Source organism: Micromonospora sp. NPDC002389 (assembly GCF_040296095.1).
Classification (GTDB): domain Bacteria; phylum Actinomycetota; class Actinomycetes; order Mycobacteriales; family Micromonosporaceae; genus Micromonospora.
Genome location: NZ_JBEOWP010000009.1, coordinates 300101 through 324790, shown reverse-complemented (window position 1 = coordinate 324790; position 24690 = coordinate 300101). Strand labels below are relative to the sequence as shown.

Here is a 24690-nt window from a genome sequence, read left to right as displayed (position 1 = left end):
CGCGCGGGCCGGGGGCGGCGTGGTGGGGGCGGGGGGCGCGGGGTTACCCGGGCCTCCGTGGGTTGTTGTGGGCTTCTTTTGTTCCGCCACCACGTCCCGATTTTTATATTGGCGTAGATAACTGTAACGAATTGGACGACACCCTTTGTGTGCGATCGGTCGCGCAAAGGTGAATGAGCCGTTGGTCGCCTTGATTCCGCCGCGCGCGTTCCCCTAATGTGGGGCACCGACCGCCGTGGGTCGTCTGTCTCGCCCCTTACCGCTAGCGGGACGCCCGGTGGTCGGTCGCAAAGGAGTCGGTGCCGGTGGCAACCATGCCCCTCCATCGTCATGCGCCGGGACGCCCCACCCCCGCGCGCGGGCTGCGCAAGGTCGCTCGCCGTTTGGTCGTCCTGGTCGCCGCCGCTGCGGTCGGTGCCGGTATGGTCGCCGCGCCCGCCTACGCCGAGCCGTCGGTGGACGAGATCGAGCGCCAGATCGACAAGCAGTGGCAGCAGCTCGAACCCACCATCGAGCAGTTCAACAAGGTGCGCTCGGAGCTGCGGGTCAACCGCGAGAAGGCCGACAAGCTGGAGAAGAAGATCCAGCCGCTGGCGCTGGAGACGGAGCTGGCGATGAACCGGGTCGCCGGCCTCGCCTCCCGGTACTACATCACCGGCCCGTCGCAGGAACTCGGCGCGGTGCTGCTGAACGCGAAGCCGGACCAGCTCGGTGAGCAGATGGCCCTCCTCGACCGGCTGGCCTGGGAGGAGCGCCGTCAGCTCGAGGGCGTCATGAAGATCCGCAAGAAGTACGACGACCAGAAGGCCACGCTCGACGCGCTGATCGTCGACCAGGAGGCCAAGCAGAAGCAGCTCGCGGCGAAGAAGAAGCAGATCGACGCCGAGATCAAGCGGCTGGAGCGGTCCCTTCCGGTGACCACGGTCAAGACCACCAACTGCCCGACCATCAACGGTGTGGTCAGCGACGCGGCCCGGACGGCCATCCGGACCGCCTGCGCGCAGGTCGGCAAGCCGTACGTCTGGGGTGCCACCGGGCCGAACTCGTTCGACTGCTCCGGTCTCACCCAGTACGCGTACAAGGCGGCGGGTATCCACCTCACCCACTTCACCGGCGCCCAGTGGCGCGAGGGCAAGGTCATCTCCCGGGCCGAGGCCCGCCCTGGTGACCTGGTGTTCTTCCGCAGCGACGTGAGTCACGTCGGGCTCTATCTGGGCAACAACACGATGGTCCACTCACCACGGGCCGGTAAGCCGGTCAACGTCTCGCCGATCACGACGATGCCGGTCGCCGGCTTCCGCCGACCCGGCTGACGCCTGAGCGCGTACGCAGGAACGACGAAAGGCCCTCGGTCAAGCGACCGGGGGCCTTCTTCGTTGTCGGATTAATGCACCGAGAGTGACGGTGTGGGTGTGTTGCGTATCGACGCTGGTCGTCCCTACGCTGGTCAATCGTCGGGCCGCTGGCAGGACCGCCCACCCGGGGCGGTGACGGTCCGACACCGCCGAGTCGCTGTCCGAGCGAGCCGGGGACCCAGGTTCCCGGGGTGAGTCCGCGATGGTCGCGGTAGGGCGCCCCCTTCCCGCCCGAACCCGTCAGCTAACCCGGTAGGCGGTCTGGGAAGAAGGAGTACGCAGCCCGGTGGCACACCATGCCCCGCGGCCTCCGTCGTACCGGTCGGCGAAGCCCGGCCCGACGACGGATGCGCCGCGATCCCGCTGGTACCGCTGCACCACCGCACTCGCCGCACTCGCCGCGACCGCCGTTCTGCTGACCGGCGGCGCGACGGCGGCCCACGCCGACCCCACGGTCGACGACATCGAGCGCCAGATCGACGAGGACTGGAACCGGCTCGAAGCCGTCATCGAACGACACAACGCGACCCGACAGGACCTGGCCGGCACCCGCCGGGAGGCGGACGCCCTGACCGCCCGCATCGCCCCACTGCAACAGCAGGTGGACGAGGCGATGAAGCGGGTCGGCGCGCTGGCCGCGCGGGCGTACCGGGGCGAGCCGGTCCGCGCCGTGAACACGCTGCTGGGCAGCCGGTCGCCGAGCGAGGTCGTCGCCCAGCTCGGCCTGCTCGACCGGTACGCCCGCTTCCAGCAGGAGGACGTACGCCAGGCGCGCGAACTGCGTGACGAACTCGCCGCCGCCCGAGCCGGACTGGACCGCACCACCGCCGAGCTGACCCGCACCGAGGCCGACCTGGCCGCGAAGCGGCGGCAGATCGACACCGAGATCGAGCGGCTGCAACGGTTGCGGCTGCGCGCGTACGACGACGGGGGTGGTGGTCCGTTGCGGCCGGCGCCCTGTCCGGCCACCTACCCGGGTGGCCCGGCCGGTGAGGCGGTCACCTTCGCGTGCGCCCAGATCGGTAAGCCGTACTCGTGGGGCGCCGAGGGGCCGCACGCGTACGACTGCTCGGGGTTGATGCTGGCCGCGTGGGCGCGGGCCGGAGTGGCGCTGCCGCACAACGCGGCGCGGCAGCGGCAGGTCACGGCCTCGGTCGGTCGCGGCGACCTGCGCCCGGGTGATCTGGTCTTCTACTACCGCGACCTGCACCACGTCGGGATGTACGTCGGTGGCGGCTGGGTGGTGCACGCCTCCCGTGCCGGCAAGCCGATCGCGATGAAGCGGATGGACACCAGTCCGATCCACAGTTTCGGTCGGCCCGGCTGAGTCGCCGGGTGATCGCGGGCCCGCTCCACGGCGGCGCGGGCCCGCCGGTCGTCAGCGGGTCGGCCAGGTACGCCAGTTCTGCCAGGCGCGGCTCGGCGTCGGGCCGCGCTGCCCCTGGTAGCGCGAGCCGTAGACGAGCGAGCCGTACGGGTGCTCGGCGGGCGAGGAGAGCCGGAAGATGCAGAGCTGGCCGATCTTCATGCCGGGCCAGAGCATGATCGGCAGGTTGGCCACGTTGGACAGCTCAAGCGTCACGTGACCGGAGAAGCCGGGGTCGATGAAACCGGCGGTGGAGTGCGTCAGCAGGCCGAGGCGACCGAGGCTGGACTTGCCTTCGAGCCGGCCGGCGAGCTGGTCGCCGAGCGAGATCACCTCAAGCGTGGAGGCGAGCACGAACTCGCCCGGGTGCAGCACGAACGGCTCGCCGTCGGGCACCTCCACCGGCGAGGTCAGATCGTCCTGCTGGGTGGCCGGGTCGATGTGTGTGTAGAGGTGGTTGTTGAACACCCGGAACAGCTTGTCCAGGCGGACGTCGATGCTGGACGGCTGCACCAGGGTGGGCTCGAAGGGCTCCAGCGCCAGGGTGCCGGCCTTGATCTCGGAGACCAGGTCACGGTCGGAGAGCAGCATCGCCACACCTTAGCTGTCGGTATGCGTGACCTGCGTGTCGGACTACCTGCTTAGAACGTATGTTCGATAGGATGTCGGCATGGCATCCTGGTCCGAATTCACCGCTGACGAGCCTCGACTCGCCGACGGGATCCGCCTTCTCATGCAGCAGTACGGCCCGGGCTTCGGCTACCTGGCCACGGTCCGCGCCGACGGCGGGCCCCGGGTGCACCCGGTCTCCCCGGTGATCACCGACGACGGTCTGTTCTGCTTCGTGATCGACTCGCCGAAGCGGCGCGACCTGGAACGCGACGGGCGCTACGCGCTGCACTCGTTCCCGGCGGAGGAGAGCGACGACGAGGCGTACGTCGCCGGTCGCGCCCGACCCGTCACCGACGACGCCACCGTGGCCCGGTTGGCGCTCGCGGCCCGCGCCGCCCCGCACGCCGACTGGCGCCTGTTCGAGTTCACCGTCGACGTGGCGATGCTCACCCGGCACGAGCGCGCGGCCACCGCCGGGCTGGTCGGTCAGCCGGCCGTGCAGGTCTGGCTCGACCCGGCCGGCGCCACCCCGCAGGCTGCCCGGCCGACGCCCCACCGGACCCGCGCGGCCCGACATGTCCGTGCCGCCTGAGCACGCCGGTGCCGGCCCCGCCTGACGACGGGACCGGCACCGGAGGTACGCGCCGACGACTCCCGCGCTACGCGCGGTAGGTGTTCCAGGCGTTGATCATCCGGGTCGCCTGGCCAGGGGTGAACTGGTACATGCAGGTGTCGTACGTGTAGTCCATGAAGTTGGTGATCGGGTCCAGGCCCGTGCTGGAGCAGGTGTCCCGACCGGTCGGGCACTGGTAGGCCGCCGACGCCTCCGCCGGAGTGTCCGAGACCTGGTCGCCGCTGCCCGAGCAGCCGCCCTGGAACGTGTGGTACAGGTTCAGCCAGTGGCCGACCTCGTGGGTGCCGGTGTCACCCTGGTTGTAGTTGGTGGCGGTGCCACCCGGCAACGACTCGCTGAGCACGACCACGCCGTCCATCACGCTCAGCGTGGTCTGCGGGAAGGTCGCCCAGCCGAGCAGACCCCCGCTCAGCTCACCGAGATAGATGTTGAGCGTGCCCTTGGTGCCCTGGCGGAGTTGGGTCTTCATCTGCCGCTCGGCCGTGGAACCCTGCCGGATCGGGTACCACGACGTGTTGGTGACCCGGTTGATGCTCTGCAACTGGAACGCGAAGGCGGTGGCGGCACCGCCCGTCGCACCGGCGAACGACTGGTTCAGCACGCTGATCTGCGACTGGATCATCGAGTCGGGGATGTTCCCGCCGGCCCGGGTGGTGTCCTTGCGGATCACGTGCACCACCACCGGGATGGTGACCGAGGCCGCGGCGGCCTGGGCGCTGAGCGTACGCTGACCGACCCGCTTGGCCCGCTCCTGCAACAGGTCGGCGAACTCCGACTCCCGCTGGTGCAGTTGCGCCATGGTCAACTCGTTCGGGTCGTGCTTGACGACCGCGTCGCCCCGGACCCGGGCCGCGGTGCCCGTCGGGTCCTCACACACCTCGTCGGCGGAGACGGCGGCAGCCGTCGGAGTGGCGGCCGTGGTGGCCGCCGGCAGCAGACCGACCGTGGCCACACCGAGCGCCACCGCCAGCGACGTCGATGCGATGCCGGCGATCCGCCGGTTCAGCAGGACGGGACGGAGTCCCATAAGCCCACCTCTTTCTGGCGACGCGACCGGGGGTTGTGTCGCGCCGTGCGGGAAACGTGGGCCAGACGTTACAACGCATAGACAGATTTGAGAATGGCTATGTGTTGCCGGCATGCAACTTCTTGCGGAGCGTGCGGAGGCGGGCCGGGCGGGGTGGTCGGCGGGGGTGGCTGGGTGCACCGGGGCGGTGGCTCAGGTACAGTGGTGCCGCTTGCGGGTGTAGTTCAATGGCAGAACATCAGCTTCCCAAGCTGACAGTGCGGGTTCGATTCCCGTCACCCGCTCCAGCGTGAAGCCCAGGTCAGGATGCGCTCCCGACCTGGGCTTCATTCATGCCGACCGCTTTTCGGGCTTGCTGTGCCCGTTGCGTGTCAGGGCGCAGAGCAGTCGATAGGCGAGGTCGACGGCGCGTTGCTCCCGTCTGCGTGAGCCCCAGATCCGGTTGATGGTGGCCAGTTCGGCGCGGACGTCGGCCGAGGCGTCGCGGCGGATCTTCGCGCAATAGGAGGTGTTCGCTGCTCGTGTCTCGTCGTTAATGCGGCGGACCTCCGTCCGGCCGAGGCGACGGATGCCGGTCATCGCGAGTGCCCGGATCTCGCCGATCGACATGGTGGTCACGTCCGTCGGGATGCCGGCGACGTGGATGGCGACAGCGAGTTGACCGTTCGACAGGCGGCTCAGGCGTGCTGCTGTCAGCGATAAAGGGATGACCGGTGCCGCGATGTGGCCGGGAGCGAGGGTGACCTGCGCCGGGGTGCGTCTGGTGGCGGCTTCGTCGATAGGCTGAAGAAGCATCGTGTTCCTTTCACGAGGGCGATGCGTCTGGCCTCGGCGGGCCGCAATCCCGTCGGGGCCTTTGCTTTGCGCGTCCGCAGTCCTCGTAAGGGCGGTCGCGCGTCGATCCATAGGTGAAGCTGGGCAAGCATTGAGGACCTGAATCGACCGTAGATTTGCTTGACTAGCCAAGTCAAGGCCCTGCGGTAAACTTTCCTGGCCTGGCTAGCCAGCGTTAGGGTGTTGTGGTGAGCGAGAGCCCTGACTTCCTCGGTCAGCTTGATCCCGACGACCCGAAACAGGCGTCCCAGCAGATCGCCAACAAGCTGCGGGCTGCCATCCTCACGCGTCGACTTGCGCCGGGCGACAGGCTGCCGTCGCAACCCGAACTGGCCGCCCGCTACGGCGTGGCCCGGGAGACGGTCAAGCGAGCCTTGGACCTCCTCCGGGCCGAGCGGCTGATCGTGTCCCGTCAGGGCAGCGGTGTGTTCGTCCGAGCGCAGACGCAGCGGGCCGTCGAACTACGCCCGCACGTCGAAGCCGCGCTCGAGCGGCCCCACGTCACCATCGACTTCGCAGGATTCTCCGGCGAGACACTGCGCGACGCGCTCGCCGAGACCCTCGACAGGATGCGCGTCGGTCGACTCGCGCCCGAGACAATCGCCGTGCGCATCCTGATCTCCGACATGACCACACCGATGGCACTGCCCACGCGGGCCGATGCACAGACCGACGACCCAGCGGTACGCGAACGCGCTGAGCGAATCACCCGCCGAGCAGTAGACGCGATCATCGATCAGGTGACCGAGCTGGGCGACCTCGGCCTGATCCGGTCGGCCACCGTCGAGGTGCGGCTACAACGGGCATCCCCGCAGTTCAAGGTCTACATCCTCAACAACGAAGAAGTCTTCTACGGCTTCTATCCCGTCACCGAACGCACCGTGTCGATCAAGGGCGAGTCGATGGCCATCTACGACCTGATGGGCAAGGACGTGCCCCTGTTCCACTACGCCGTCACTGACGACGACACCTCACACGGCACACAGTTCGTGGAGGCGTCTCGCCAGTGGTTCGACTCGGTGTGGTCGACCATCGCTGACCGGTACGACGCATGAACGCCGACCTCGGCCGACTGCTCGGCGACGTTGACGCACTGCTACTCGACTTCGACGGCCCGTTATGTAGCATCTTCGCCGGATACCCGGCACCGAAGGTTGCCGCCGAGCTGGTTGACGTACTGCGGCGGCTCGGGGTCGACGTACCACCGGACCTTGTCAGCGAACCAGACCCGCTTGAAGTGCTACGCCGCACCGCCGCTACCGGCGACCAGGGCGTAATGCGAGCGATAGAAGACGCACTCTGTGCAGCCGAACGCCGCGCCGTCGACACTGCCGAACCCACGCCGTACGGCCGGGAAGTCATCGTTGGGGCGCGTCAGGCCGGGATGCCGGTGGCGGTGGTCAGCAACAACTCGGCCAGCGCGGTGAGCGCCTACCTGGCGGCGCACCGGCTGGCCGCCTACGTGTCGCCGGTAGTCGGCCGAGCGTACGCCGAGCCAGCCCGCATGAAGCCCAACCCGGAACCGATTGTGCAAGCCGTGCGTGCCCTCGGCAAGACACCGAACCGATGCGTACTCGTCGGTGATTCGCTGTCGGATATCGAGGGAGCGCGGGACGCCGCAGTGCGGGTGATCGGTTACGCGAACAGGCCTTGGAAGGCTGAGGCGTTCCGAGCCGCCGGGGCGGATGTCGTGGTCACCGGTATGGGTCCGATAGCCGGAGCGCTAATCGAACGACCCGTCATCTGATCTTCGATAAGTCCCTGCTAGCGGCCATCGATCATTAGCGCGACGCCAGTCGCGTCGTCGAGCCTGGGCTGACCCTCCAGGCGAGACCCTTCCTTGAGTCTAAGGAATGGCAGATGAGGGACCCGTAATGGCGCATGATCAGTGGATTGGTTTTGCGTGCCGCTGCATCTGCCAAAGAAAGTAAATATCCTTCGATTCAAGTGTCGCGCGATCATCAAGGTATTTCTTGGCGTCAAGAATCGGACTTGCGATTGCACTAACTCCAGCCGCTATTACTAGTGGAATGGCGGTCAGAACGCCTACCGTCACGAGAGCGGAACCGACGCCGATAGCGGTTCCAGACTTCTTCGCTAAAGCTTTCCTTGCTGATGTAAGTGATACGTCAATCTCGGCCAGTCCGGGTCGGATGAGATCCTTCTCGATCTGTCTGCTAATTTCTACGGGACTTTTGTCGCCTGCCTTTTCAACTTTTTCCCGAACGGCTTTTCGTATCGTAGCCTGAAACCGGTCAAAGCTTGGCCGCTCGTCCTGCATTAGCTTCAATAGATCGGATGCTGATACGCCTTGCAGAAATGGTAGCTCTATTTGTAGAGCGACAGAATCTTCAGTGGCGGCTTCGGTGGTTGAGCTGCCGAAGAAGGAGGCGCGAACCTCCTGAAGAAGCGGAAGTTGCAACTGCTCTGCTTGCTCAACATCTTCGAGGAGCGCGTGAGTGCCACGGTGAAAGAACTGAGTCAAGGCTTCTTGGCGCGTTGGCTTCTTACGTGACTCAACGTAAAACACCATACTTTCAGGCAGCGAGTTGTGGGAAATTTCTACCCCCCAGACTCGGGGCCACCGGAGAGACATGTCCAATTGAGCTTCAGCTCTAAGGGTGGATAGAACACGAGAACGCGCAGCCTCATCAGTAACGGCTAGAATTCCCCGCCGCTCAGATTCGCTCTCGTAGCAACTCGTGCAGATTGGGTAGTACTTAGGGCGGAAGATGATGTGATCCGAGGCTCCGATTTGCCGTAGATAGAGGAAGAGGGCAATGTTATGACGCAAAGGATTTATAAACTTCCTTTCGCGATCCGCCTTCTTTGTGGTCATGATATTGTGCACTAGTTGTTTCTCTGATGGACCCGCGACCACAACTGAATCGAAGTAGTGCCACGTGCTCAGGAAGGTGCGTTCGATCCTGTTCTTCATGCAGCTGAATAGGCCGCATGTGTACTCGCTGTGAAGATCCAGAGTTCTGCCAACGACCACGGAATCTCTCGACGGGTCGACAGAAATGCTGTCGCGTACCATCACTGATCCGGCCAGTTCAGTCAGGCGCGCTACTGCTGCTGCTGACTTAAAGACTGAGCTAACATTGTCCGGGTTTACATCAAACTCATCGATCCACTCATATAGCCAGTGCTTAGGCTCGACTACTCGGTCAATAGGTGCCATGTGCCAATTAGGCCATGCGGAGGGCATGGGTGTCAACGGAAGCAGTCTTGCGCTGTCTGCCTATAATCCGCAGCCTGAATTCCCGTCTGCTTCAGGGGTCGGCAATGGCGGTGCGAGCAGCCCCGCTTGCGGCCCGCATCGTCAGGCTCAACCCGCTCGCTGAAGCGCACGATCGTTCCGATAAAATGAAGCTTATTCCTATTTTGCCGGTAAGGGCGCGAACCTGACTCTCTCCGAAGCCCGCGAGTCGGAAGACCTGCCCTAGCGGTGCATGTGCCCCGCCGTCAGGCTTCTGGCGATCGGCTGCCGCGCCGGATACGCCGGCTTGCCCTCGGCCTTCCTTGGTCACCCACACCGCACCGGAGCTGACCGTAGCGGCGCGGCCTACGCTGTGCTGTGGACGCGGGCAGGGTGTGGCAGCTTGTACCGCCGGGGCGAGCTGGTCGGCGAGATCGACGAGCAGAGTCGCGAATTCCGTGGACGTACGGCAGGTTCCGCCCACTGCCGGGATTCGAGCCGCTACGCCCGATCTTCGACGCCCGGAACGCCGCCCTCGACGCAGACGACGAAGAGGCCATGATCCGGATCGACGACGAGATCGGGACCGCCCTCACTATGACCCGTCCTGACGGCCGCCAGGTGGCCGAGTTCCTGTTGAGTATCGAGGACGACGAGGCCGGGTTCCGGTGGCACGACGAGCCGTTCGAGGACGGGTAGCCCGGCTATCAATAGGCCATAGGCCCGGGGCGGCGGGCACTTCGGGTCCAGGTGGTCATGCACGGAAGTCCCTGATCGCGGCTTCGATGCGCAGCCCGATCCCTATGGCAACGAGGAGACCCGCCAGGACGTGTGGCTCAGCCGACCCGGGGTCGCTCGACAGCGTGATGACCGAGACCAGCAGTCCGGCGACCAGTGCGACGTTGCCGATGATGCGGACGGTGGAGGCGCGTCTCCCAGCAGGGTTCATCCGGCGGACGCTCGCCCGCAGCGCTGTCCTGATCTGTACTCACGGAGGCGGAGGCACGATCGCGGGGTGGCCGGCCGCCGCTGAGGTCGGGTCGATCGATTACTGCGCCGCTTCGCGGCTTCCCACCGGGTAAGCGGTCCGGCCAGTTGACGGCAGGACCAGCCAGTGCAGTTCGGCCACGTCAGGCCAGGAGCGGTGGAGCTACGAGACGTCGAACAGGCGTAGCCCGTCGTACTCGGCGAAGTCGGCGTAGTCCTTGCTGTTGAAGGTCGCCAACGGCAGCCGGTCGACCAAGCAGCAGGCCGCGATCCAGGAGTCATTCGTCGGGCGGGGACGCCCCCGATGCTGCGCCCGCGCCTGGAGATGCCCCCAGGTCGTCGCCACCGACTCATCGAAGGGCAGCACCACCACCCCGGATCGCCACTGTGCCAGGTCGGCCAGCTTGCGCGGCCCCCAGCTCCGCAGCGCGGTCCACTTGGTCAACTCCCCGAGCGTGACGAACGTGATGCACAGGGTCTTACCCGCTAACCGGGCACGAAGCCGGTCATGCAGCCGACCCCTCAGGATCGCCGACGCCACGTCGGTGTCCAGGACGACCGGGCTCACGCCGCGCTGGCCCGCCGAGAGGCGTACAGGTCGGCCAGGAATTCGTCCAACTCGTCGTCGGACTCGAACAGGTCCGGCCGAGCCAGGTCGTCGACGGAGGCGACCGGCCGCACACCCTGACGACGGGCCAACTCCTCCACCGGCACATGCTCAGCAGTCGGCCACTCGGGCATCCGCTCCGCATTGCTCGACATCACGACTCACCTCCTCCACCACACACCGCCACTCATTGTCGCACGGTCAGCACCGACACCACCCTCACTCAAACGCACGGAGAGCCAGCGACACGGCAAGGCGGCCCGCAAGCGAGGCCGCCTCGTCCGGCATGTCCGGGTGGAAGAACTAGGAGTCGGCACCAGCGCGAGCATTTCATCGCGGTGAGGGTTGTCGCTACGAACTGTTGATCTCAAGTCGGGTTGAGGTTTTAGCCTCGGTCTGACCGATCTTCGGCACGAAGGAGGGCGGCATGACCGTCGTCTACCGAGTGGACAAGTTCGACGTCCCGGAACCCGCGCGCGCGGAGTTCTGGCGACACGTACGGCGAACTCACGCGATCCTGCGGGATCAGCCGGGATTCCTCGACGATGCCCTGCTGGAACAGCACTCCGGCCCGGGTCGCTTCAACGCAGTCACCATTGTGCGGTGGTCGTCTGCGGACGATCTGCCCTCGGCCCGTGCTGCCGTGCAGGCGGTGCATCGCGCGGAGGGGTTCGAACCGGCTGCCTTCTTCACGGCGGCCGGAATCGAGGCGGACCTGGCGAACTATGTGGAGACCGAGGCCTGATGCGCGACGCCGTGCCGGGAAAGCAGTGACGATCATGGGATGTGGCGGACTTCTACGCTGCCGTCCATGACTGATGGCGAGATCTGGCGGCTGTGTCACCGGGACGAGGTGGTGGCCGCTCCCGGCTCATGTCGGACGGCGGTCGTACGGTGGTCGCATGGTCGAGATTCTGCTGTTCCACCATGCGCAGGGGCAGACGCCGGGGTTCCTGGCGCTGGCCGACCGGTGGCGGGCCGCCGGGCACACCGTGCACACCCCTGACCTGTATGACGGTGCCACCTTCGGCACGGTCGACGAGGGGGTCGCGCACGCCGAGTCGATCGGGTTCGGGGAGATCATCCGGCGCGGGACGGCGGCGGCCGAGGGGCTGCCTGAACGGATCGTCTACGCGGGCTGCTCGCTCGGGAACCTGCCGGCGCAGTCGCTCGCCCAGACCCGGCCGGGTGCCCTGGGCGCGCTGCTGCTCTACGGCGTGGTGCCGCCGGAGAACTTCGGCCCGTGGCCGGACGGTACGCCGGTGCAGATGCACGCGATGGCCGACGACGAGTGGGCCGAGGTGCCGGCGATGCGGGCGATGGCGGACGAGATCGACGGCGCGGAGCTGTATCTCTACCCCGGTGCCGGGCACCTCTTCGCCGATGCGGGCAGCGTCGACTACGACGAGTCCGCCGCCGAGCTGCTGATCGGTCGCACGCTGGACTTCCTCGACCGGCTGGGCTGAGCCCTCAGGCAGGCCGGCTCGGCTGAGGCCGCAGGCTGGTCGCCGTACTCTGGCGATCATGAGATTCGGCATCGTGATCCTGCCCGACCAGCGGTGGTCGGTGGCGCGCCACCGGTGGCAGCAGGCGGAGGAGTGGGGCTTCGACCACGCCTGGACGTACGACCACCTGGGCTGGCGGGATCTGGTGGACGGCCCGTGGTTCGACTCGATGGGTACGCTGACCGCCGCCGCGACGGTGACCTCGCGGATCCGGCTCGGCACGCTCGTCGCGTCCCCGAACTTCCGGCATCCGGCGGCCTTCGCCCGGCAGGTGACCTCGCTCGACGACGTATCCGACGGGCGGGTGCTGCTCGGGCTCGGCGCGGGCGGCATCGGCTTCGACTCGGCGGTGCTCGGTGGCGAGACGCTGCCGCCGCGACAGCGGGTGGAGCGGTTCGCCGAGTTCGCCGAGTTGCTCGACGCGATCCTGCGCACCGACGGTACGACCTGGCGGGGCGACTGGTTCGCGGCGGTGGACGCGCGGAACAACCCGGGCTGCGTACAGGAGCCCCGGGTGCCGTTCGTGATGGCCGCCAACGGTCCCCGGTCGATGCGGCTGGTCAGTCGGTTCGGGCAGGGCTGGGTGACCACCGGCCCGGACGTCGACGACCTGGGCGAGTGGTGGGACGGGGTGGCCGAGCTGGTGGCCCGGATGGACGCCCGGCTCGCCGCCGACGGGCGTGACCCGGCCAGCCTGGGCCGCTACCTCTCGCTGGACTCGGCACCGGCCTTCTCGTTGGGCAGCGCGCAGTTCTTCGCCGACCAGGTGGGCCGCGCGGCGGAGTTGGGTTTCACCGACGTGATCACGCACTGGCCCCGGGAGAGCAGTTGGTACGCGGGCGACGAGGCGGTACTTGTCGACGTGGCCACCCGGCTGCTGCCCGAGCTGCGCGGCTGAGGCGCCCTACGTCCCGTACGCGCCTTCGTCGCCTCGGCCCACCAGCCGGAAGCGTACGCAGACGATCTCGGTGTCGTCGGTGACCGGCGTGCCGAGCCGGGCCCAGTAGGCGGCGTGCCCGGCCCGCCACTCCTCGATCGAGCGGTCGCCCTCTCCCTCGGAGCGGGCGAAGTCCCAGGTCACCTCGGCGAAGCGAGTCACCTCCACACCGGTCACCTGGACCACGGCCACCAGGGAGTCCTGGTCGTCGACCACGACCAGTCGTTCGCCGACATGCTCCAGGTCTTCGCGCTCCTCGGCGTACTCGGTGAGCAAGCCGGCGGTGGCGGTCTTCACCCCGGCCAGGACCAGGGTGTTGAGCCTCGCGCGAAGCTCGCCGGGCGTGCCGAGGGCGAGGGTGCGTAGTCCGCCGACGCGTGGCCACATGACGCGAGGTTACCGGCCGGGGCGACGGGTTCCGGTGGGTTCTCGACGGGTGGAGAGTCCGCGTGGGAGCGGTACGGTCGATGCCCGACGAACGAGGAGATGTCGATGGCGGACCGACGCGCGGTGCTCATTCCCGGACGCGGCTACGACACCCGGTATCCGCTCTTCCTCTATCTGGGCGAGGCGCTGCGTCGGCTCGGTTTCGGGCTGCACGGCATCGCCTGGCAGGTGCCGGAGGACTTCGACCCGAACACCATCGGCCGGTGGGTCTGCGACGAGGTCGCGCCGACGTTGACCGAGCGCACCGACCTGCTGGTCGGCAAGTCGCTCGGCTCGCTGGCCGCGCCGCTGGCCGTCGAGCGGCGGCTGCCCGCCGTCTGGCTGACGCCGCTGCTGCACCGGGGCGAGGTGGTCGACGCGCTGCGCCGGTCGACCGCGCCGTTTCTGCTGGTGGGGGGTACGGCCGACTCGTCCTGGGACGGTGGGATCGCTCGCCGGTTGACCCCGCACGTACTGGAGATCACGGCCGCCGACCACGCGCTGATGGTGCCGGGGCCGTTGGCCCGGTCCGCCGAGGTGCTCGGCAAGGTCTGCACGGTGGTGGAGGACTTCGTCCGCTGACCCGCTCGGTTCGGCCGGGTGCCGTTTTCCGGCGGGCGGCTGGTGCTCCGCGATGGCGGGTGTTCGGCGGCTGGTGTTCGGCGGCGGCGGGTTCCCGGCGGCGGCGCTGCGGGGTTCGGTTGTTAGCAGGAGACCCCTGCTATGCACGAGGCGTTAATAAGGTGCCCTTCCTTTCACAAGTCGGCGCTGGTGAGCAAGCCGCTTATGCGGAGTTCGGCGCTCAGCGCCGGTTCGCAGTCGACCACCACCGCGCAGGTGCCGAGTGCCTCGGCACCCCGGGCAGCGCAGATGTCGTAGAGCGCGCGAACCTGGGCGGCCGTCGCTACCCAGTCGTCCACCACCAGCACCCGGTCGCCGGGGCCCAGGTGTCGGTCGCGTACGGCCAGGTCGACCTGCCGGCCCCGGAAGTCGGGCGGGCTCTGCGCCCAGGTCAGCGGCCCGGCGGGCAGTCGGCCGTCGCCGGGCTTGTGTGCCGCCACGAACCCGACGCCGAGGGCGGTGGCGGCCAGCGGGCCGAGCAGGAAGCCGGTGACGGCCGGGGAGACGACCACGGTGGGCCGGGCGGCCCGGAACGGTGCGACGAGCGCAGGACCGAGAGCGGCGAGTACGTCGGGATCGCGCCACCAGCCAGAGACGTCGCTGACCAGGTGGCTTGCCCCGGGACCGGGGTCGATCCAGCGGAACAGCTCGACCAGGCGGGCTCTCAACTCGGCGGACATTCCCTCATCCTGCGGCACGCCACTCCTGCGCAGGCAGCGAGAGCCCGTGGCGGCGCCGGTGTCGGCCCATCGCGGGCGGGCCGACGACAGCTCCACGGGCGGGGGCCAGCGGCAGCTCACGGCTGCGGGGGCCGGCTGGCCCACCTTGGATCGGATGATCGGCTTCACGTATCGCCGCATTTACGGTCATACCATCATGATCACGTTGACGTCGGATGTGCTTCTCTCGTTATGGTCCGACCCGATTTGATCTGCCAAGGAAAGGACCGGGCCGGTGACTGGTAGGCACTCCCGTACCCGCAGGATCACCTCGCCGGCCGGGTTGACGGCCACGGCGGTGCTGGCCGTAGCGCTCGCCGTCGGCGGGACGGTCGGTGCAGTGCGCCTGGCCGGTGACTCGGAGCCAGCCCGCCCGACCGCGATCGACCTGCCGACCATCCCGGACGCCACCGACCCGGCGACCGGCTCGCCGAGCGCGTCGCCGAGCGCCAGCCCGAGCCCGAGCCCGAGCGCCAGCGCCTCGCCGAGCGCCACGGCGAGCCCGACGCCGGTCCGGACCACGCAGGCGCCGTCGCGGAGCAAGACGCGTACGGCCAGCCCGACGCCGAAGCCGACGGCCACGAAGACGACCGCCCGCCCGGTGGTGGACACCGGCTCGTGCGGCGCCTCCTTCTATTGGCAGGGCCAGGTGACCGCCAACGGGGAGGCGTTCAACCCGGAGGCGATGACCGCCGCGCACAAGACCCTGCCGTTCGACACCCGGGTCCGCGTGACCAACCCCGCCAACGGCAAGTCGATCACCGTACGCATCAACGACCGTGGACCGTTCATCGAGGGGCGCTGCCTGGACCTGTCCCGTGCCGCGTTCGGCGAGATCGCCTCGCACGACCTCGGTCACATCCAGGTGCGCTACGAGGTGCTGGGCTGAGCACGTCCGGGCGGCGATCGGCGCGCGGGATGATCCTCGCGGCCAGATCATTCTCGTCCGACGGGTCAGGTTCATTTTTTCGTTCACGTCCATCGGGCATGCTGTCGGGTGTACGTACGCAACTCCTCCAGCCGGGCCGTGGCCGGCTGAGTCCCGGATCCCGCGCCGGCCTCGGCGCGGCCCTTGTCCTGCTCGCGCTCGTCTCCGCCGTGGAGCTGGCCGACGGCCGGGCGGCGAACTACATCGCGCTGATGGTGGCCGCTCCGTTCCTGGCCGCCGCGCTGGCGTCCTGGCGGATCGTGCTCGGTGTCGGTGCCGCCGCCTCCGTGCTCGGCGCCTCGTTCGCGTTGGCCGAGGAGAACGTCTCGCTCTCCACCGCCGTCGCGGTGGCGGGCATCGCGCTGGGCACCGGGATCGCGGCGGCGGTGGCGGCGGTACGTCAACGACAGGCCGAGCAGATCGCCGAGTTGTCCAAGCTCGCCGCGGTGGCCCAGCAGGCGGTGCTGCGTCCGCTCGGTCCCCGGGTGGGCACGCTGTCGGTGGCCGGACGGTACATCTCCTCCACGGCCAAGGCGGAGATCGGCGGGGACCTCTACGAGGCGATCGACACCCCGTACGGCGTACGCATGATCATCGGTGACGTACGCGGCAAGGGCCTGGAGGCGGTCCGGCTGGCCAGCATCGTGCTGGGCTCCTACCGGCATGTGGCGTACGAGCGGTCGGACCTGCGCGGGGTGGTCGCGGACCTGGACCGGGCGGTGGCCCGCAGCGTGGGCGACGAGGACTTCGTCACCGCCGCGCTGGTGGAGGAGCGGGGCGGCACGCTCACCATCGTCAACTGTGGACATCCCGCGCCGCTGCTGCTGCGCCGGGGCGCGGTGATTCCGCTCGAACCGCCCGCGCCGGCACCGCCGCTGGGCTTCATGCCGGTGGTCCGCCCCCGGGTGGAACGGTTGGAGCCGGGTGACCGCCTGCTGCTGTTCACCGACGGGCTCGGCGAGGCCCGCCGGGACGGTGAGTTCTTCCCGACCGCCGACCGGGCGTGGCGGCTGCTCGGGCACGGCACGGTGGGCGACGGCCTGGCCTCGCTGGAGACCGCCCTGGTGGAGTGGGTGCACGGCCGGCTGGACGACGACATCGCGCTGGTCCTGATGGAGTACACGGGCTCGCCGGGTGGGGCGACTGCGGCGGTGCCGAGCTGGGAGGTCGGGGCGGCCGAGGGCTGACCCGAGCTGACCCGGAGATCGGTCGGTGGCGGCTGGCCGGAACCTGAACGGCAAGTGTGTAATCCCTGTCACTTCGGTATGTGGGTTGTCGCTGCCTACCCGTCGGTAATAGAGTCTGGGGTTACTGATCGGTAACACCTGTCCGGAAGCGGGGCCAGCGACATGACCCACTACAAGAGCAACCTTCGGGACCTCGAGTTCAACCTGTTCGAGGTGTTCGGGGCGGACCGGTCGTTCGGCCAGGAGCCGTACTCCGAGCTCGACGTCGACACGGCGCGGAGCTTCCTCGCCGAGATGGACCGCCTGGCCCGCGAAGACCTTGCCGCCAGCTACACCGACGGTGACCGCAACCCGCCGGTCTTCGACCCGGCCAGCCACACCGCGCCGCTGCCGGAGTCGTTCAAGAAGTCGTACCAGGCGTTCATGGACTCCGAGTTCTGGCGCCTGGACCTCCCCCCGGAGCTGGGCGGCACCAACGCCCCCCGGGCGCTGTGGTGGGCGCTCGCCGAGCTGGTGCTCGGCTCGAACGCCCCGGTCTGGATGTACGCCTCCGGCCCGTCCTTCGCGCACGTGCTGCACGTCGAGGGCACCGAGCAGCAGAAGAAGTGGGCCAAGCTCTTCATCGACCGTCAGTGGGGCTCCACGATGGTGCTCACCGAGCCGGACGCCGGCTCGGACGTGGGCGCCGGTCGCGCGCGGGCCATCCCCCAGCCGGACGGCTCGTGGCACATCGAGGGCGTCAAGCGCTTCATCACCTCCGGTGAGCACGACCTGAGCGACAACATCGTCCACTACGTCCTGGCCCGTCCGGTCGGCGTGGAGGGCGTGGGTGGCCCCGGCACCAAGGGCCTGTCGCTGTTCGTGGTCCCGAACTATTTCTTCGACGAGGACAGCGGCGAGCTGGGCGAGCGCAACGGCGTCTTCGCCACCAACGTCGAGCACAAGATGGGCCTGAAGGTCTCCAACACCTGCGAGCTGACCTTCGGCGAGCACGGCGTACCGGCCAAGGGCTGGCTGCTGGGCGAGAAGCACGACGGCATCCGGCAGATGTTCATGATCATCGAGTACGCCCGGATGCTGGTCGGCACCAAGGCGATCGCCACCCTCTCCACCGGCTACCTGAACGCCCTGGAGTACGCCAAGAACCGGGTGCAGGGCGCCGACCTGGTCCAGCAGGCCGACAAGAGCGCTCCCCGCGTCACCATCACCCACCACCCGGACGTCCGCCGGTCGCTGCTGCTGCAGAAGTCGTACGCCGAGGGTCTGCGCGCCCTGGTGCTCTACACCGCGTCCTGGCAGGACAAGATCGCCCTCGCCGAGGCGGCCGGTGACGAGAAGGCCACCACGCTGGCGAAGCGGGTCAACGACCTGCTGCTGCCGCTGGTCAAGGGCGTCGGCTCGGAGCGGGCGTACGAGATGCTCGGGCACGAGTCGTTGCAGACCTTCGGTGGCTCCGGCTTCCTCCAGGACTACCCGCTGGAGCAGTACGTCCGGGACGCCAAGATCGACACCCTGTACGAGGGCACCACCGCGATCCAGAGCCTCGACCTGATCTTCCGGAAGATCGTCCGGGACAACGGCAAGGCGCTGATGGCGGTCGCCGGGGAGATCCAGGAGTTCATCACCACCGAGGCCGGCAACGGTCAGCTCAAGGAGGAGCGGCAGGCGCTCGGCAAGGCCCTCGCCGAGATCCAGAGCATGCTCGGTGTGATGACCGACTGGCTGGGCGAGGCGCAGGGCGGCGACGCCCGGTCCCTCTACAAGGTGGGGCTGAGCAGCCGCCGGTTCCTGCTGGCGCTCGGCGACGTGGTGGTCGGCTGGCTGCTGCAGAAGCAGGCGGACGTGGCGCTGAAGGCGCTGGCCGGCGAGGTCTCCGCGACCGACAAGGCGTTCTACACCGGCAAGGTGGCCGCCGCCCGGTTCTTCGCCCGCGAGGTGCTGCCCCGCATCGGCGCGGACCGGCGCATCGTCGAGGGCACCGACCTGGACATCATGGACATCCCGGAGGAGGCGTTCTGATCCGTCGGGTCGGCACCGTGCGGTGACGCGAAGCCGCAGCAACGGGACAGCCGGTGGGGCACATGCCCCACCGGCTGCTCTCGTTCCTGCGGCGCTCTCGTTCCTGCGGCGCTCTCGTTCCTGCGGCGCTCTCGTTCCTGCGGCGCTCTCGTTCCTGCGGCGCTCTCGTTCCTGCGGCGCTCCCGTTCCTGCGGCGCTCCCCTTTCCTCGGCACGTCGCGGGCCTGGGGCCTTCGCGGTGTCAGGTCCAGGTGTCCCGAGCCGATGCCTTGGTCATAGCGGATAAAAGCCTCATATGTTCGGTAGACGGCATGGGTTTCGGTGGGCTCGCCGGGGAGGTGGGTGGAGTTGTTGTCGCTCTGGCGACAACAACTCCACCCACCTCGCACAACGGAAGCTTCGGGACGGGCCTCGCGTCCGGGACCACCGCGCCGTGTGCCGGGTCGTGTTCGCCGGTCGGCGGCGCGGGTAACCCTGCGGCGGACGGGTAACCGTCGCTGACCAGTCCGAGTACGCCCAGAGCAACCGCACGGGGGAGTGCCGCGCACATGGGCATTGGTAGTGGAATCTTCCTGATCGCGATCGGCGCGATCCTGACGTTCGCCATCAGGGCCAACGTTTGGTGGGTCGACCTGCGGGCGGTCGGCTGGGTCTTCATCCTGGCCGGGCTGACCGTACTGCTCACCACGCTCTGGTTCTGGCAGGACCGCCGCAAGCGGGCCCGGACCCTGATCGTGGAGGAGAACCGGCTCTCCCATCCGACCGCGATGATGCCGCCGCCTCCCGATCCGCCACCGCCGACCGCGCCGCCGAGCTGATCCGTCCGCCGCCGACCGCGCCGCCACCGTCGACGTCGCCGCGCTGATCTGCTCCGGGTCGGTGTCGCCGCGCTGGTTCGGCCCGGGGTGGTGTCGTTGTGCCCGATCCGGCCCGGGGCGGTGTCGCTGTGCCCGATCTGGTCCAAGGCGGTGTCGCCGCGCTGATCCGGACCGTCGGCGGCACCTCGGTAGTGATGGGGCCGGTGTCGCCCCGGCCCGGTCAGCCGCGTGCGGTGTGTCGGACGTCGATCGGGGCCGTACCGCGTCCCAGCTCCGCCCAGGGCATCGTGGGCCGGTGCCGCACCAGGTCACTGGTGCGTAGCCCGTCCGGGTCGGCACCCTGCGGATCGAGCGACTCGGACAGCAGCGAGATGCCGGGGTTGTGGGCGATCAGCAGGACCGTGCCGATAGCCGGCTCGACCCGGCGCAGCAACGTCAGCAGGTCCTCCGGGTGTGCCTCGTACGCGTCCGGTTCGTAGCGGACGATCGGGTACGGCCCGGCCGGTCCACCCTCCGGCGGCGAGCCGGTCATGCCCATCTCGACGTGGTGCCAGGTCTGCCGCGTCCGCAGCGCGGCGGAGCAGATCACCAACTCCGGCAGCAGCCCGTGCCGGGCGAGCCAGAAGCCTGCGGCCGCCGCGTCGGCACGTCCTCGCGCACTCAGCGGCCGCACGATGTCCGGGCCGTCCGCCGTGGGCTGTTCGGCCTTGGCATGCCGTAGCAGCACGAGCGAGCGTGGCTGTCCCGAGGCGTCCGTCATGCCACCAGCTTGCCCGATTGGCGATCTCCGTGCCGGGGTATGTCCCTCGATGCCGCAACCTCATCCATGGCCGCGGCGGAGTGGAATGCAGCTTCGAGCCAAGGAGACGACAACATGGGCATCGGTGGCAGTATCTTCCTGATCGCGCTGGGCGCGATCTTCGCGTTCGCCGTGGAGGCGGACCTCGGCTGGCTCAACCTGAGCGTCGTCGGCTGGGTGCTGATGCTCGCCGGTGTGGCCGGGCTGCTCGTCACCCTCTATTTCTGGAACTCGCGGCGTCGTCCGGTCGTCGCTCCGGTGCGCGAGGAGCGGGTGGTCGCCGAGCGCGCCGTTCCCGTGCAGGACAACCGGGTGGTGCAGGAGTACCGCGAGGTGCGCCGACCCGACCCGATGGTCTGACCCCTCCGAGACGCAACCGGGGTGGCGGGAACGATCCGCCACCCCGTTGTCGTGTCACCCGCGGCCGCTCTGCTGTCTGCGTCCGTCGTACCAACTGCGCCGTCGTACCGCCCGCGTCCGCTCAGGCGAACAGCGCGAAGTAGATCGCGATGTGGTGGCAGATCGCCGCGACCAGTGTGCAGGCGTGGAAGAACTCGTGATGACCGAAGACCGTGGGCCACGGGTTCGGCCGGCGCAGCGCGTAGAAGACCGCGCCGACGGTGTAGATGCCACCGCCCACGGCCAGCAGCACCAGGGCGGTGACCCCGCCGTGGCGCAGGATGTCCGGCAGCATTCCCACGGACACCCAGCCGAGTGCCAAATAGAGCGGAGCGGAGAGCCACCGTGACGCGTGCGGCCAGATCAGTTTCAGCGCCACCCCGCCCAGGGCCCCGCCCCAGACCACCGAGAGCATGATTACGGCGGCGCGGGTCTCCAGCAACAGGACGCAGAACGGTGTGTACGTACCGGCGATGAACAAGAAGATCATCGAGTGGTCCATGCGGCGCATCACCTGGTACCCGCGTGTCGACCACACTCGACGGTGATAGAGCGCGCTGGTACCGAAGAGGCCGCAGATGGTGAGGCTGTAGACGGCGGTGCTGATCAGGGGTGTCCAGCCGGGGCGGGCGGCGGCGATCGAGCAGAGCACGATGCCGCAGATCAGTGCGACGAAGAACGCGTACGTGTGCAGCCAGCCGCGCATCCGGGGTTTCCCGATGTCGGCTGGCTTGAGCCGGGGCCGTGCTGAGGTGGTCACGGAATCAGGTTACGACACCGTAGGTTACCTTCGGGTAGTGCAACGCGTCACGCCGTCCGACCAGCAGTCGACGCGCCGGTGGGCGACCGTCGGCCAGGATAGCGACATGCGGATCAGACCGGTCGGCGCGCACGCCCTCCTGCTCGACCTAACCCCACCGCCGACCCCCGAACCTGGCGTGGCCGCCGCCCCGAGCAGCGATGCCGGCAACGGTCCCCCGACCGGCGGCTTGCCTTCCGGTGGTTCCCTGACCGGCGGCTCTCCGAGGGAGGGTTCTCCGGCGGACGGTTTCCCGAGGGAGGGCCTTTTGAACGACGGCTCTCCGACGGGCGGTTCCCCGACGGGCGGCTCTCCGACGGGCGGCTCTCCGACGGGCGGCTCTCCGACGGGCGGTTCCCCGAGGGGCGGTTCTTCGGCGGAAGGCTCCCCGGCGGGCGGCTCTCCGAGCGGTGGCAGGACGGTCGCCGGGCTGGTCGAGGCGTGGCGAGCCGAGCTGTGGCGTCGCCGCGAGAAGGGTGACCTGGTCGCCGACGAGATCGTCCCGGCCGCCACGACCGTCCTGCTCGACGGCGTACCGGACCTGGAGGCAACCGCCACCCGCATAGCCGACTGGACCCCCACCCTCCAACTCGCGCCCGACCCCGCGCTCGCGCCCGACCCCAACCCCGAGCCCAGCGCGGACTGCGCCACTTCACCCCGTCGATCATGGGATTGTGGCTGCGACAAAGAGCCACACAGCGAGACAAATTCTCGACCACAACTTCATGATCGACGCGGTGAGCCCGCGATGGAGCATGAGGCCGCGATGGAGCATGAGGCCGCGACGGAGGCTGCGGCGTTGGGATCCTCGGTGGGGGCCGGGACAGGGGCCGGGACAAGGGAAGGGGCGGGGTGGGGTGGTGTCGGTGGGCTGGTCGAGGTGCCGGTCAGCTTCGACGGCGAGGATCTGCCGCGCGTTGCCGAACTGTGGCGGGTGGACGTACCGGCGGTGGTGCGTCGGCTGCGGGACACCGAGTTCCGGGTGGCGTTCTGCGGCTTCGCGCCCGGCTTCGGGTACCTGACCGGGTTGCCCGCCGAACTGGCGGTGCCCCGGCTGGCCACCCCCCGCCCCCGGGTGCCGGCCGGTTCGGTCGGGCTGGCCGGGCCGTACGCCGGGATCTATCCGACCGCCTCGCCCGGCGGCTGGCTGCTGGTCGGACGGACCGGGCTGACCCTGTTCGACGTGACGGCGGAGCCGCCCGCGCTGCTCACGCCCGGTACTCGCGTCCGGCTGGTGCCGGCGTGACCGGCGGAACGGCCCGTGGTCCGCAGCGCGCCGAGGCGGCGACCGTCGAGGTGCTGCGGGCTGGGGCGTTGACCACGGTGCAGGACCAGGGACGCGTCGGCTGGGCGCATCTAGGGGTGCCGCGTGCCGGTGCGCTCGACCCGGCGGCGTTGCGGCTGGCCAACCGCCTGGTCGGCAATGCGGAGTCGGCGGCCGGACTGGAGATTACCCTGACCGGCTGTGACCTGCGGATGAACCGGGCCGCCACGGTCGCGGTGGTGGGCGCCGAGGCCGACGTGTGGATCGGTACGCGGCCCGGCGACACCGGTCGCCCGCTGGCCGTGCCGAGCGGGACGGTGCTCCGGATAGGTCCCGCCCGACGGGGTCTGCGCTGCTGGTTGGCGGTGGCCGGGGGCATCGCGGTGGACCCGGTGCTGGGCAGCCGGTCCACCGACACGCTCGCCGGGCTCGGACCGGCAGCGCTGCGCGACGGCGATCTGCTGCCGCTGGGTGTCGTGCCCGGTCCGCCCGCGCCGGTCGACCTCACCGTGCCGCTGCCGTTCCCGGCGGAGCTGCACCTGACGGTGCGGCTCGGCCCTCGGCAGGACTGGTTCACCCCGGCCGCGCTGGACCGGTTGCTCGGCACGGCGTACCAGGTGAGTCCGTTGAGCAACCGGGTCGGTGCGCGACTGTCCGGCGCGCCGCTGCCCCGCGCGGTGGCCGGTGAGCTGCCCAGCGAGGGCATCATTCTTGGCGCGGTGCAGGTGCCGGCGGACGGCCAACCGCTGGTCTTCCTCGCCGACCATCCCACCACCGGCGGCTATCCGGTCATCGCGGTGGTGGACGACGTGACCCCGCTCGCTCAGGCCCGTCCAGGCACTACGGTCAGATTTCATGGACCTGAACGCTGACCTCGGTGAGGGATTCGGTATCTGGCCGCTCGGCGACGACGAGGCCCTGCTTGATTTGATCACCTCCGCCAACGTCGCCTGCGGCTTCCACGCCGGGGACGCGCCCACGATGCGTCGGGTCTGTGCCACTGCGGCGCAGCGGGGGGTGGCTATCGGTGCGCAGGTCGGCTACCGGGACCTCGCCGGTTTCGGTCGGCGGGCCATTGCGTACGAGTTCGCCGAGCTGCGGGACGAGGTGCTCTATCAGCTCGGCGCGCTCAATGCGTTCTGCCGGGCGTACCGCACCCGGGTCCGCTACCTCAAGCCGCACGGGGCGCTCTATCACGCGGCGGCGTGCGAGGAGATGCCGGCGGCGGCGATCGTCGCGGCGGTCGACGACTTCGACCGGGACCTGCCGCTGCTCTGCCCGCCCGGTTCGGTGCTGGCCCAGCTCGCCCAGGGTGCCGGCATGCGCGTGGTGTCCGAGGGGTTCGCCGACCGCAACTATCTGCCCAACGGTCGGCTGGTGCCGCGTACCTCGCCCGACGCGCTGGTCAGCGACCCTCAGGAGGTGGCGAACCGGGCGGTGCGGATGGCCACCGAGCGGGCGGTGACGGCCGTCGACGGGAGCGTGATCCCGTGTGTCGTCGAGTCGATCTGCCTGCACGGCGACAGCCCCGGCGCGGTGGCCGCCGCAGAACTCGTCCGCGCCGCCCTGATCGACGCCGGAGTGACGCCGACCGCGTTCAGCTGAGTGATGTTGAGCGATGTTAGGAGGGGTCCCCTGCTATACCG

The 24690-nt window shown here is 68.9% G+C and carries 29 protein-coding genes, 1 tRNA gene and 1 riboswitch; of the genes, 19 read left to right on the top strand and 11 right to left on the bottom strand.

Going from position 1 to position 24690, the window contains the following annotated elements; all coding sequences use genetic code 11:
• The first annotated feature begins 299 nt into the window (after positions 1 to 299).
• Both ABT008_RS19780 and ABT008_RS19775 read left to right on the top strand, forming a co-directional pair.
• Positions 300 to 1313: a C40 family peptidase gene (locus ABT008_RS19780; RefSeq protein ID WP_502890460.1), complete on the top strand. Its 1014-nt coding sequence runs from the start codon at positions 300 to 302 to the stop codon at positions 1311 to 1313.
• A 179-nt stretch (positions 1314 to 1492) separates the two neighbouring features.
• A riboswitch (cyclic di-AMP (ydaO/yuaA leader) is annotated at positions 1493 to 1629 on the top strand.
• A 12-nt stretch (positions 1630 to 1641) separates the two neighbouring features.
• Positions 1642 to 2682, top strand: coding sequence for an NlpC/P60 family protein (locus ABT008_RS19775; RefSeq protein WP_350697665.1), 1041 nt, complete (start codon positions 1642 to 1644; stop codon positions 2680 to 2682).
• A 51-nt stretch (positions 2683 to 2733) separates the two neighbouring features.
• On the opposite strand, the gene dcd is transcribed toward ABT008_RS19775, so the two are convergent.
• Entirely contained in the window at positions 2734 to 3312 is a 579-nt protein-coding gene (dcd, locus tag ABT008_RS19770; protein ID WP_350697664.1) for a dCTP deaminase, read from the bottom strand.
• A gap of 79 nt (positions 3313 to 3391) precedes the next feature.
• Between dcd and ABT008_RS19765 the strand changes: the two genes are divergently transcribed.
• Entirely contained in the window at positions 3392 to 3925 is a 534-nt protein-coding gene (locus ABT008_RS19765; RefSeq protein ID WP_350697663.1) for a pyridoxamine 5'-phosphate oxidase family protein, read from the top strand.
• Between the two features lie 67 nt (positions 3926 to 3992).
• Here the strand turns inward: ABT008_RS19765 and ABT008_RS19760 are convergent, their stop codons facing one another.
• Complete coding sequence (locus tag ABT008_RS19760) at positions 3993 to 4994, bottom strand: zinc metalloprotease (protein WP_350697662.1); 1002 nt, start codon at positions 4992 to 4994, stop codon at positions 3993 to 3995.
• Positions 4995 to 5207: 213 nt separating this feature from the next.
• Between ABT008_RS19760 and ABT008_RS19755 the strand changes: the two genes are divergently transcribed.
• Positions 5208 to 5281 (top strand) — tRNA-Gly (locus tag ABT008_RS19755).
• Between the two features lie 43 nt (positions 5282 to 5324).
• On the opposite strand, the gene ABT008_RS19750 is transcribed toward ABT008_RS19755, so the two are convergent.
• A complete protein-coding gene (locus tag ABT008_RS19750; protein ID WP_350697661.1) occupies positions 5325 to 5789 on the bottom strand; it encodes a hypothetical protein in 465 nt (154 codons plus the stop codon).
• A gap of 227 nt (positions 5790 to 6016) precedes the next feature.
• Here ABT008_RS19750 and ABT008_RS19745 point away from each other — a divergent pair, with 227 nt between their 5' ends.
• Together ABT008_RS19745 and ABT008_RS19740 are read left to right on the top strand one after the other, a co-directional pair.
• Positions 6017 to 6883 (top strand): GntR family transcriptional regulator, encoded by an 867-nt coding sequence (locus ABT008_RS19745; protein WP_350697685.1) that lies wholly within the window; start codon positions 6017 to 6019, stop codon positions 6881 to 6883.
• Positions 6880 to 7575, top strand: a complete 696-nt coding sequence (locus tag ABT008_RS19740) for an HAD family hydrolase (protein ID WP_350697660.1) — start codon at positions 6880 to 6882, stop codon at positions 7573 to 7575. Before ABT008_RS19745 ends, ABT008_RS19740 begins: the two co-directional genes overlap by 4 nt.
• 138 nt (positions 7576 to 7713) lie before the next feature.
• Here the strand turns inward: ABT008_RS19740 and ABT008_RS19735 are convergent, their stop codons facing one another.
• The gene (locus tag ABT008_RS19735) at positions 7714 to 9012 is read right to left on the bottom strand and encodes a hypothetical protein (RefSeq protein ID WP_350697659.1); all 1299 of its coding nucleotides are present in this window, start codon (positions 9010 to 9012) and stop codon (positions 7714 to 7716) included.
• Positions 9013 to 9588: 576 nt separating this feature from the next.
• On the opposite strand from ABT008_RS19735, the gene ABT008_RS19730 reads away from it, so the two are divergent.
• The gene (locus ABT008_RS19730) at positions 9589 to 9729 is read left to right on the top strand and encodes a hypothetical protein (protein ID WP_350697658.1); all 141 of its coding nucleotides are present in this window, start codon (positions 9589 to 9591) and stop codon (positions 9727 to 9729) included.
• A 55-nt stretch (positions 9730 to 9784) separates the two neighbouring features.
• On the opposite strand, the gene ABT008_RS19725 is transcribed toward ABT008_RS19730, so the two are convergent.
• From ABT008_RS19725 to ABT008_RS19715, 3 genes are all read right to left on the bottom strand, one after another.
• Positions 9785 to 9979, bottom strand: a complete 195-nt coding sequence (locus tag ABT008_RS19725) for a hypothetical protein (protein WP_350697657.1) — start codon at positions 9977 to 9979, stop codon at positions 9785 to 9787.
• Between the two features lie 201 nt (positions 9980 to 10180).
• Entirely contained in the window at positions 10181 to 10585 is a 405-nt protein-coding gene (locus tag ABT008_RS19720; protein ID WP_350697656.1) for a type II toxin-antitoxin system VapC family toxin, read from the bottom strand.
• Entirely contained in the window at positions 10582 to 10779 is a 198-nt protein-coding gene (locus tag ABT008_RS19715; protein WP_117227978.1) for a hypothetical protein, read from the bottom strand. The genes ABT008_RS19720 and ABT008_RS19715 overlap by 4 nt, the downstream gene beginning before the upstream one ends.
• A 272-nt stretch (positions 10780 to 11051) precedes the next feature.
• On the opposite strand from ABT008_RS19715, the gene ABT008_RS19710 reads away from it, so the two are divergent.
• The 3 genes from ABT008_RS19710 to ABT008_RS19700 all read left to right on the top strand — a co-directional run bounded on the left by ABT008_RS19710 (position 11052) and on the right by ABT008_RS19700 (position 13027).
• Positions 11052 to 11369, top strand: coding sequence for an antibiotic biosynthesis monooxygenase family protein (locus tag ABT008_RS19710; RefSeq protein WP_350697655.1), 318 nt, complete (start codon positions 11052 to 11054; stop codon positions 11367 to 11369).
• A gap of 157 nt (positions 11370 to 11526) precedes the next feature.
• A complete protein-coding gene (locus ABT008_RS19705) occupies positions 11527 to 12090 on the top strand; it encodes a dienelactone hydrolase family protein (protein WP_350697654.1) in 564 nt (187 codons plus the stop codon).
• 58 nt (positions 12091 to 12148) lie between these two features.
• Positions 12149 to 13027 (top strand): LLM class flavin-dependent oxidoreductase, encoded by an 879-nt coding sequence (locus tag ABT008_RS19700; protein ID WP_350697653.1) that lies wholly within the window; start codon positions 12149 to 12151, stop codon positions 13025 to 13027.
• A 6-nt stretch (positions 13028 to 13033) separates the two neighbouring features.
• Here the strand turns inward: ABT008_RS19700 and ABT008_RS19695 are convergent, their stop codons facing one another.
• Positions 13034 to 13453, bottom strand: coding sequence for an ASCH domain-containing protein (locus ABT008_RS19695; RefSeq protein WP_350697652.1), 420 nt, complete (start codon positions 13451 to 13453; stop codon positions 13034 to 13036).
• Between the two features lie 105 nt (positions 13454 to 13558).
• Here ABT008_RS19695 and ABT008_RS19690 point away from each other — a divergent pair, with 105 nt between their 5' ends.
• Complete coding sequence (locus tag ABT008_RS19690) at positions 13559 to 14074, top strand: alpha/beta hydrolase (RefSeq protein ID WP_117228054.1); 516 nt, start codon at positions 13559 to 13561, stop codon at positions 14072 to 14074.
• Positions 14075 to 14247: 173 nt separating this feature from the next.
• Here ABT008_RS19690 and ABT008_RS19685 read toward each other — a convergent pair whose 3' ends face one another.
• The gene (locus tag ABT008_RS19685; protein ID WP_350697651.1) at positions 14248 to 14793 is read right to left on the bottom strand and encodes a phosphoribosyltransferase family protein; all 546 of its coding nucleotides are present in this window, start codon (positions 14791 to 14793) and stop codon (positions 14248 to 14250) included.
• 274 nt (positions 14794 to 15067) lie between these two features.
• Here ABT008_RS19685 and ABT008_RS19680 point away from each other — a divergent pair, with 274 nt between their 5' ends.
• The 4 genes from ABT008_RS19680 (at position 15068) to ABT008_RS19665 (ending at position 19783) form a co-directional block, all read left to right on the top strand.
• A complete protein-coding gene (locus ABT008_RS19680; protein WP_350697650.1) occupies positions 15068 to 15721 on the top strand; it encodes a septal ring lytic transglycosylase RlpA family protein in 654 nt (217 codons plus the stop codon).
• 98 nt (positions 15722 to 15819) lie between these two features.
• Positions 15820 to 16947: a PP2C family protein-serine/threonine phosphatase gene (locus ABT008_RS19675; RefSeq protein ID WP_350697649.1), complete on the top strand. Its 1128-nt coding sequence runs from the start codon at positions 15820 to 15822 to the stop codon at positions 16945 to 16947.
• Between the two features lie 162 nt (positions 16948 to 17109).
• Complete coding sequence (locus tag ABT008_RS19670) at positions 17110 to 18966, top strand: acyl-CoA dehydrogenase (protein ID WP_350697648.1); 1857 nt, start codon at positions 17110 to 17112, stop codon at positions 18964 to 18966.
• A 547-nt stretch (positions 18967 to 19513) separates the two neighbouring features.
• Positions 19514 to 19783: a DUF6458 family protein gene (locus ABT008_RS19665; RefSeq protein WP_221086904.1), complete on the top strand. Its 270-nt coding sequence runs from the start codon at positions 19514 to 19516 to the stop codon at positions 19781 to 19783.
• 220 nt (positions 19784 to 20003) lie between these two features.
• Here the strand turns inward: ABT008_RS19665 and ABT008_RS19660 are convergent, their stop codons facing one another.
• The gene (locus tag ABT008_RS19660) at positions 20004 to 20543 is read right to left on the bottom strand and encodes a SixA phosphatase family protein (protein ID WP_350697647.1); all 540 of its coding nucleotides are present in this window, start codon (positions 20541 to 20543) and stop codon (positions 20004 to 20006) included.
• 114 nt (positions 20544 to 20657) lie between these two features.
• Here ABT008_RS19660 and ABT008_RS19655 point away from each other — a divergent pair, with 114 nt between their 5' ends.
• Entirely contained in the window at positions 20658 to 20942 is a 285-nt protein-coding gene (locus ABT008_RS19655) for a DUF6458 family protein (protein WP_131051719.1), read from the top strand.
• A 121-nt stretch (positions 20943 to 21063) separates the two neighbouring features.
• Here ABT008_RS19655 and trhA read toward each other — a convergent pair whose 3' ends face one another.
• Positions 21064 to 21741 (bottom strand): PAQR family membrane homeostasis protein TrhA, encoded by a 678-nt coding sequence (gene trhA, locus ABT008_RS19650; RefSeq protein WP_350697646.1) that lies wholly within the window; start codon positions 21739 to 21741, stop codon positions 21064 to 21066.
• 469 nt (positions 21742 to 22210) lie between these two features.
• Here trhA and ABT008_RS30485 point away from each other — a divergent pair, with 469 nt between their 5' ends.
• The 3 genes from ABT008_RS30485 to ABT008_RS19630 are packed head-to-tail and all read left to right on the top strand — an operon-like array spanning position 22211 to position 24649.
• Complete coding sequence (locus tag ABT008_RS30485) at positions 22211 to 23026, top strand: 5-oxoprolinase subunit B family protein (protein WP_502890464.1); 816 nt, start codon at positions 22211 to 22213, stop codon at positions 23024 to 23026.
• Positions 23023 to 23916 (top strand): 5-oxoprolinase subunit C family protein, encoded by an 894-nt coding sequence (locus ABT008_RS19635; protein ID WP_350697645.1) that lies wholly within the window; start codon positions 23023 to 23025, stop codon positions 23914 to 23916. The genes ABT008_RS30485 and ABT008_RS19635 overlap by 4 nt, the downstream gene beginning before the upstream one ends.
• Positions 23900 to 24649 (top strand): LamB/YcsF family protein, encoded by a 750-nt coding sequence (locus ABT008_RS19630; protein ID WP_350697644.1) that lies wholly within the window; start codon positions 23900 to 23902, stop codon positions 24647 to 24649. The genes ABT008_RS19635 and ABT008_RS19630 overlap by 17 nt, the downstream gene beginning before the upstream one ends.
• Positions 24650 to 24690 lie beyond the last annotated feature (41 nt).

What these genes read in the sequence shown, in the direction of transcription:
- ABT008_RS19735 (WP_350697659.1), bottom strand. Translation starts at nt 9,012, where the DNA reads ATGGCACCTATTGACCGAGTAGTCGAGCCTAAGCACTGGCTATATGAG.
- ABT008_RS19685 (WP_350697651.1), bottom strand. Translation starts at nt 14,793, where the DNA reads ATGTCCGCCGAGTTGAGAGCCCGCCTGGTCGAGCTGTTCCGCTGGATC.
- ABT008_RS19665 (WP_221086904.1), top strand. Translation starts at nt 19,514, where the DNA reads ATGGGCATTGGTAGTGGAATCTTCCTGATCGCGATCGGCGCGATCCTG.
- ABT008_RS19760 (WP_350697662.1), bottom strand. Translation starts at nt 4,994, where the DNA reads ATGGGACTCCGTCCCGTCCTGCTGAACCGGCGGATCGCCGGCATCGCA.
- ABT008_RS19700 (WP_350697653.1), top strand. Translation starts at nt 12,149, where the DNA reads ATGAGATTCGGCATCGTGATCCTGCCCGACCAGCGGTGGTCGGTGGCG.
- ABT008_RS19655 (WP_131051719.1), top strand. Translation starts at nt 20,658, where the DNA reads ATGGGCATCGGTGGCAGTATCTTCCTGATCGCGCTGGGCGCGATCTTC.
- ABT008_RS19690 (WP_117228054.1), top strand. Translation starts at nt 13,559, where the DNA reads ATGGCGGACCGACGCGCGGTGCTCATTCCCGGACGCGGCTACGACACC.
- ABT008_RS19695 (WP_350697652.1), bottom strand. Translation starts at nt 13,453, where the DNA reads ATGTGGCCACGCGTCGGCGGACTACGCACCCTCGCCCTCGGCACGCCC.
- ABT008_RS19740 (WP_350697660.1), top strand. Translation starts at nt 6,880, where the DNA reads ATGAACGCCGACCTCGGCCGACTGCTCGGCGACGTTGACGCACTGCTA.
- ABT008_RS19715 (WP_117227978.1), bottom strand. Translation starts at nt 10,779, where the DNA reads ATGTCGAGCAATGCGGAGCGGATGCCCGAGTGGCCGACTGCTGAGCAT.
- ABT008_RS19725 (WP_350697657.1), bottom strand. Translation starts at nt 9,979, where the DNA reads ATGAACCCTGCTGGGAGACGCGCCTCCACCGTCCGCATCATCGGCAAC.
- dcd (WP_350697664.1), bottom strand. Translation starts at nt 3,312, where the DNA reads ATGCTGCTCTCCGACCGTGACCTGGTCTCCGAGATCAAGGCCGGCACC.
- ABT008_RS19730 (WP_350697658.1), top strand. Translation starts at nt 9,589, where the DNA reads ATGATCCGGATCGACGACGAGATCGGGACCGCCCTCACTATGACCCGT.
- ABT008_RS19710 (WP_350697655.1), top strand. Translation starts at nt 11,052, where the DNA reads ATGACCGTCGTCTACCGAGTGGACAAGTTCGACGTCCCGGAACCCGCG.
- ABT008_RS19675 (WP_350697649.1), top strand. Translation starts at nt 15,820, where the DNA reads ATGCTGTCGGGTGTACGTACGCAACTCCTCCAGCCGGGCCGTGGCCGG.
- ABT008_RS19750 (WP_350697661.1), bottom strand. Translation starts at nt 5,789, where the DNA reads ATGCTTCTTCAGCCTATCGACGAAGCCGCCACCAGACGCACCCCGGCG.
- ABT008_RS19765 (WP_350697663.1), top strand. Translation starts at nt 3,392, where the DNA reads ATGGCATCCTGGTCCGAATTCACCGCTGACGAGCCTCGACTCGCCGAC.
- ABT008_RS19660 (WP_350697647.1), bottom strand. Translation starts at nt 20,543, where the DNA reads ATGACGGACGCCTCGGGACAGCCACGCTCGCTCGTGCTGCTACGGCAT.
- ABT008_RS19705 (WP_350697654.1), top strand. Translation starts at nt 11,527, where the DNA reads ATGGTCGAGATTCTGCTGTTCCACCATGCGCAGGGGCAGACGCCGGGG.
- ABT008_RS19630 (WP_350697644.1), top strand. Translation starts at nt 23,900, where the DNA reads ATGGACCTGAACGCTGACCTCGGTGAGGGATTCGGTATCTGGCCGCTC.
- ABT008_RS19670 (WP_350697648.1), top strand. Translation starts at nt 17,110, where the DNA reads ATGACCCACTACAAGAGCAACCTTCGGGACCTCGAGTTCAACCTGTTC.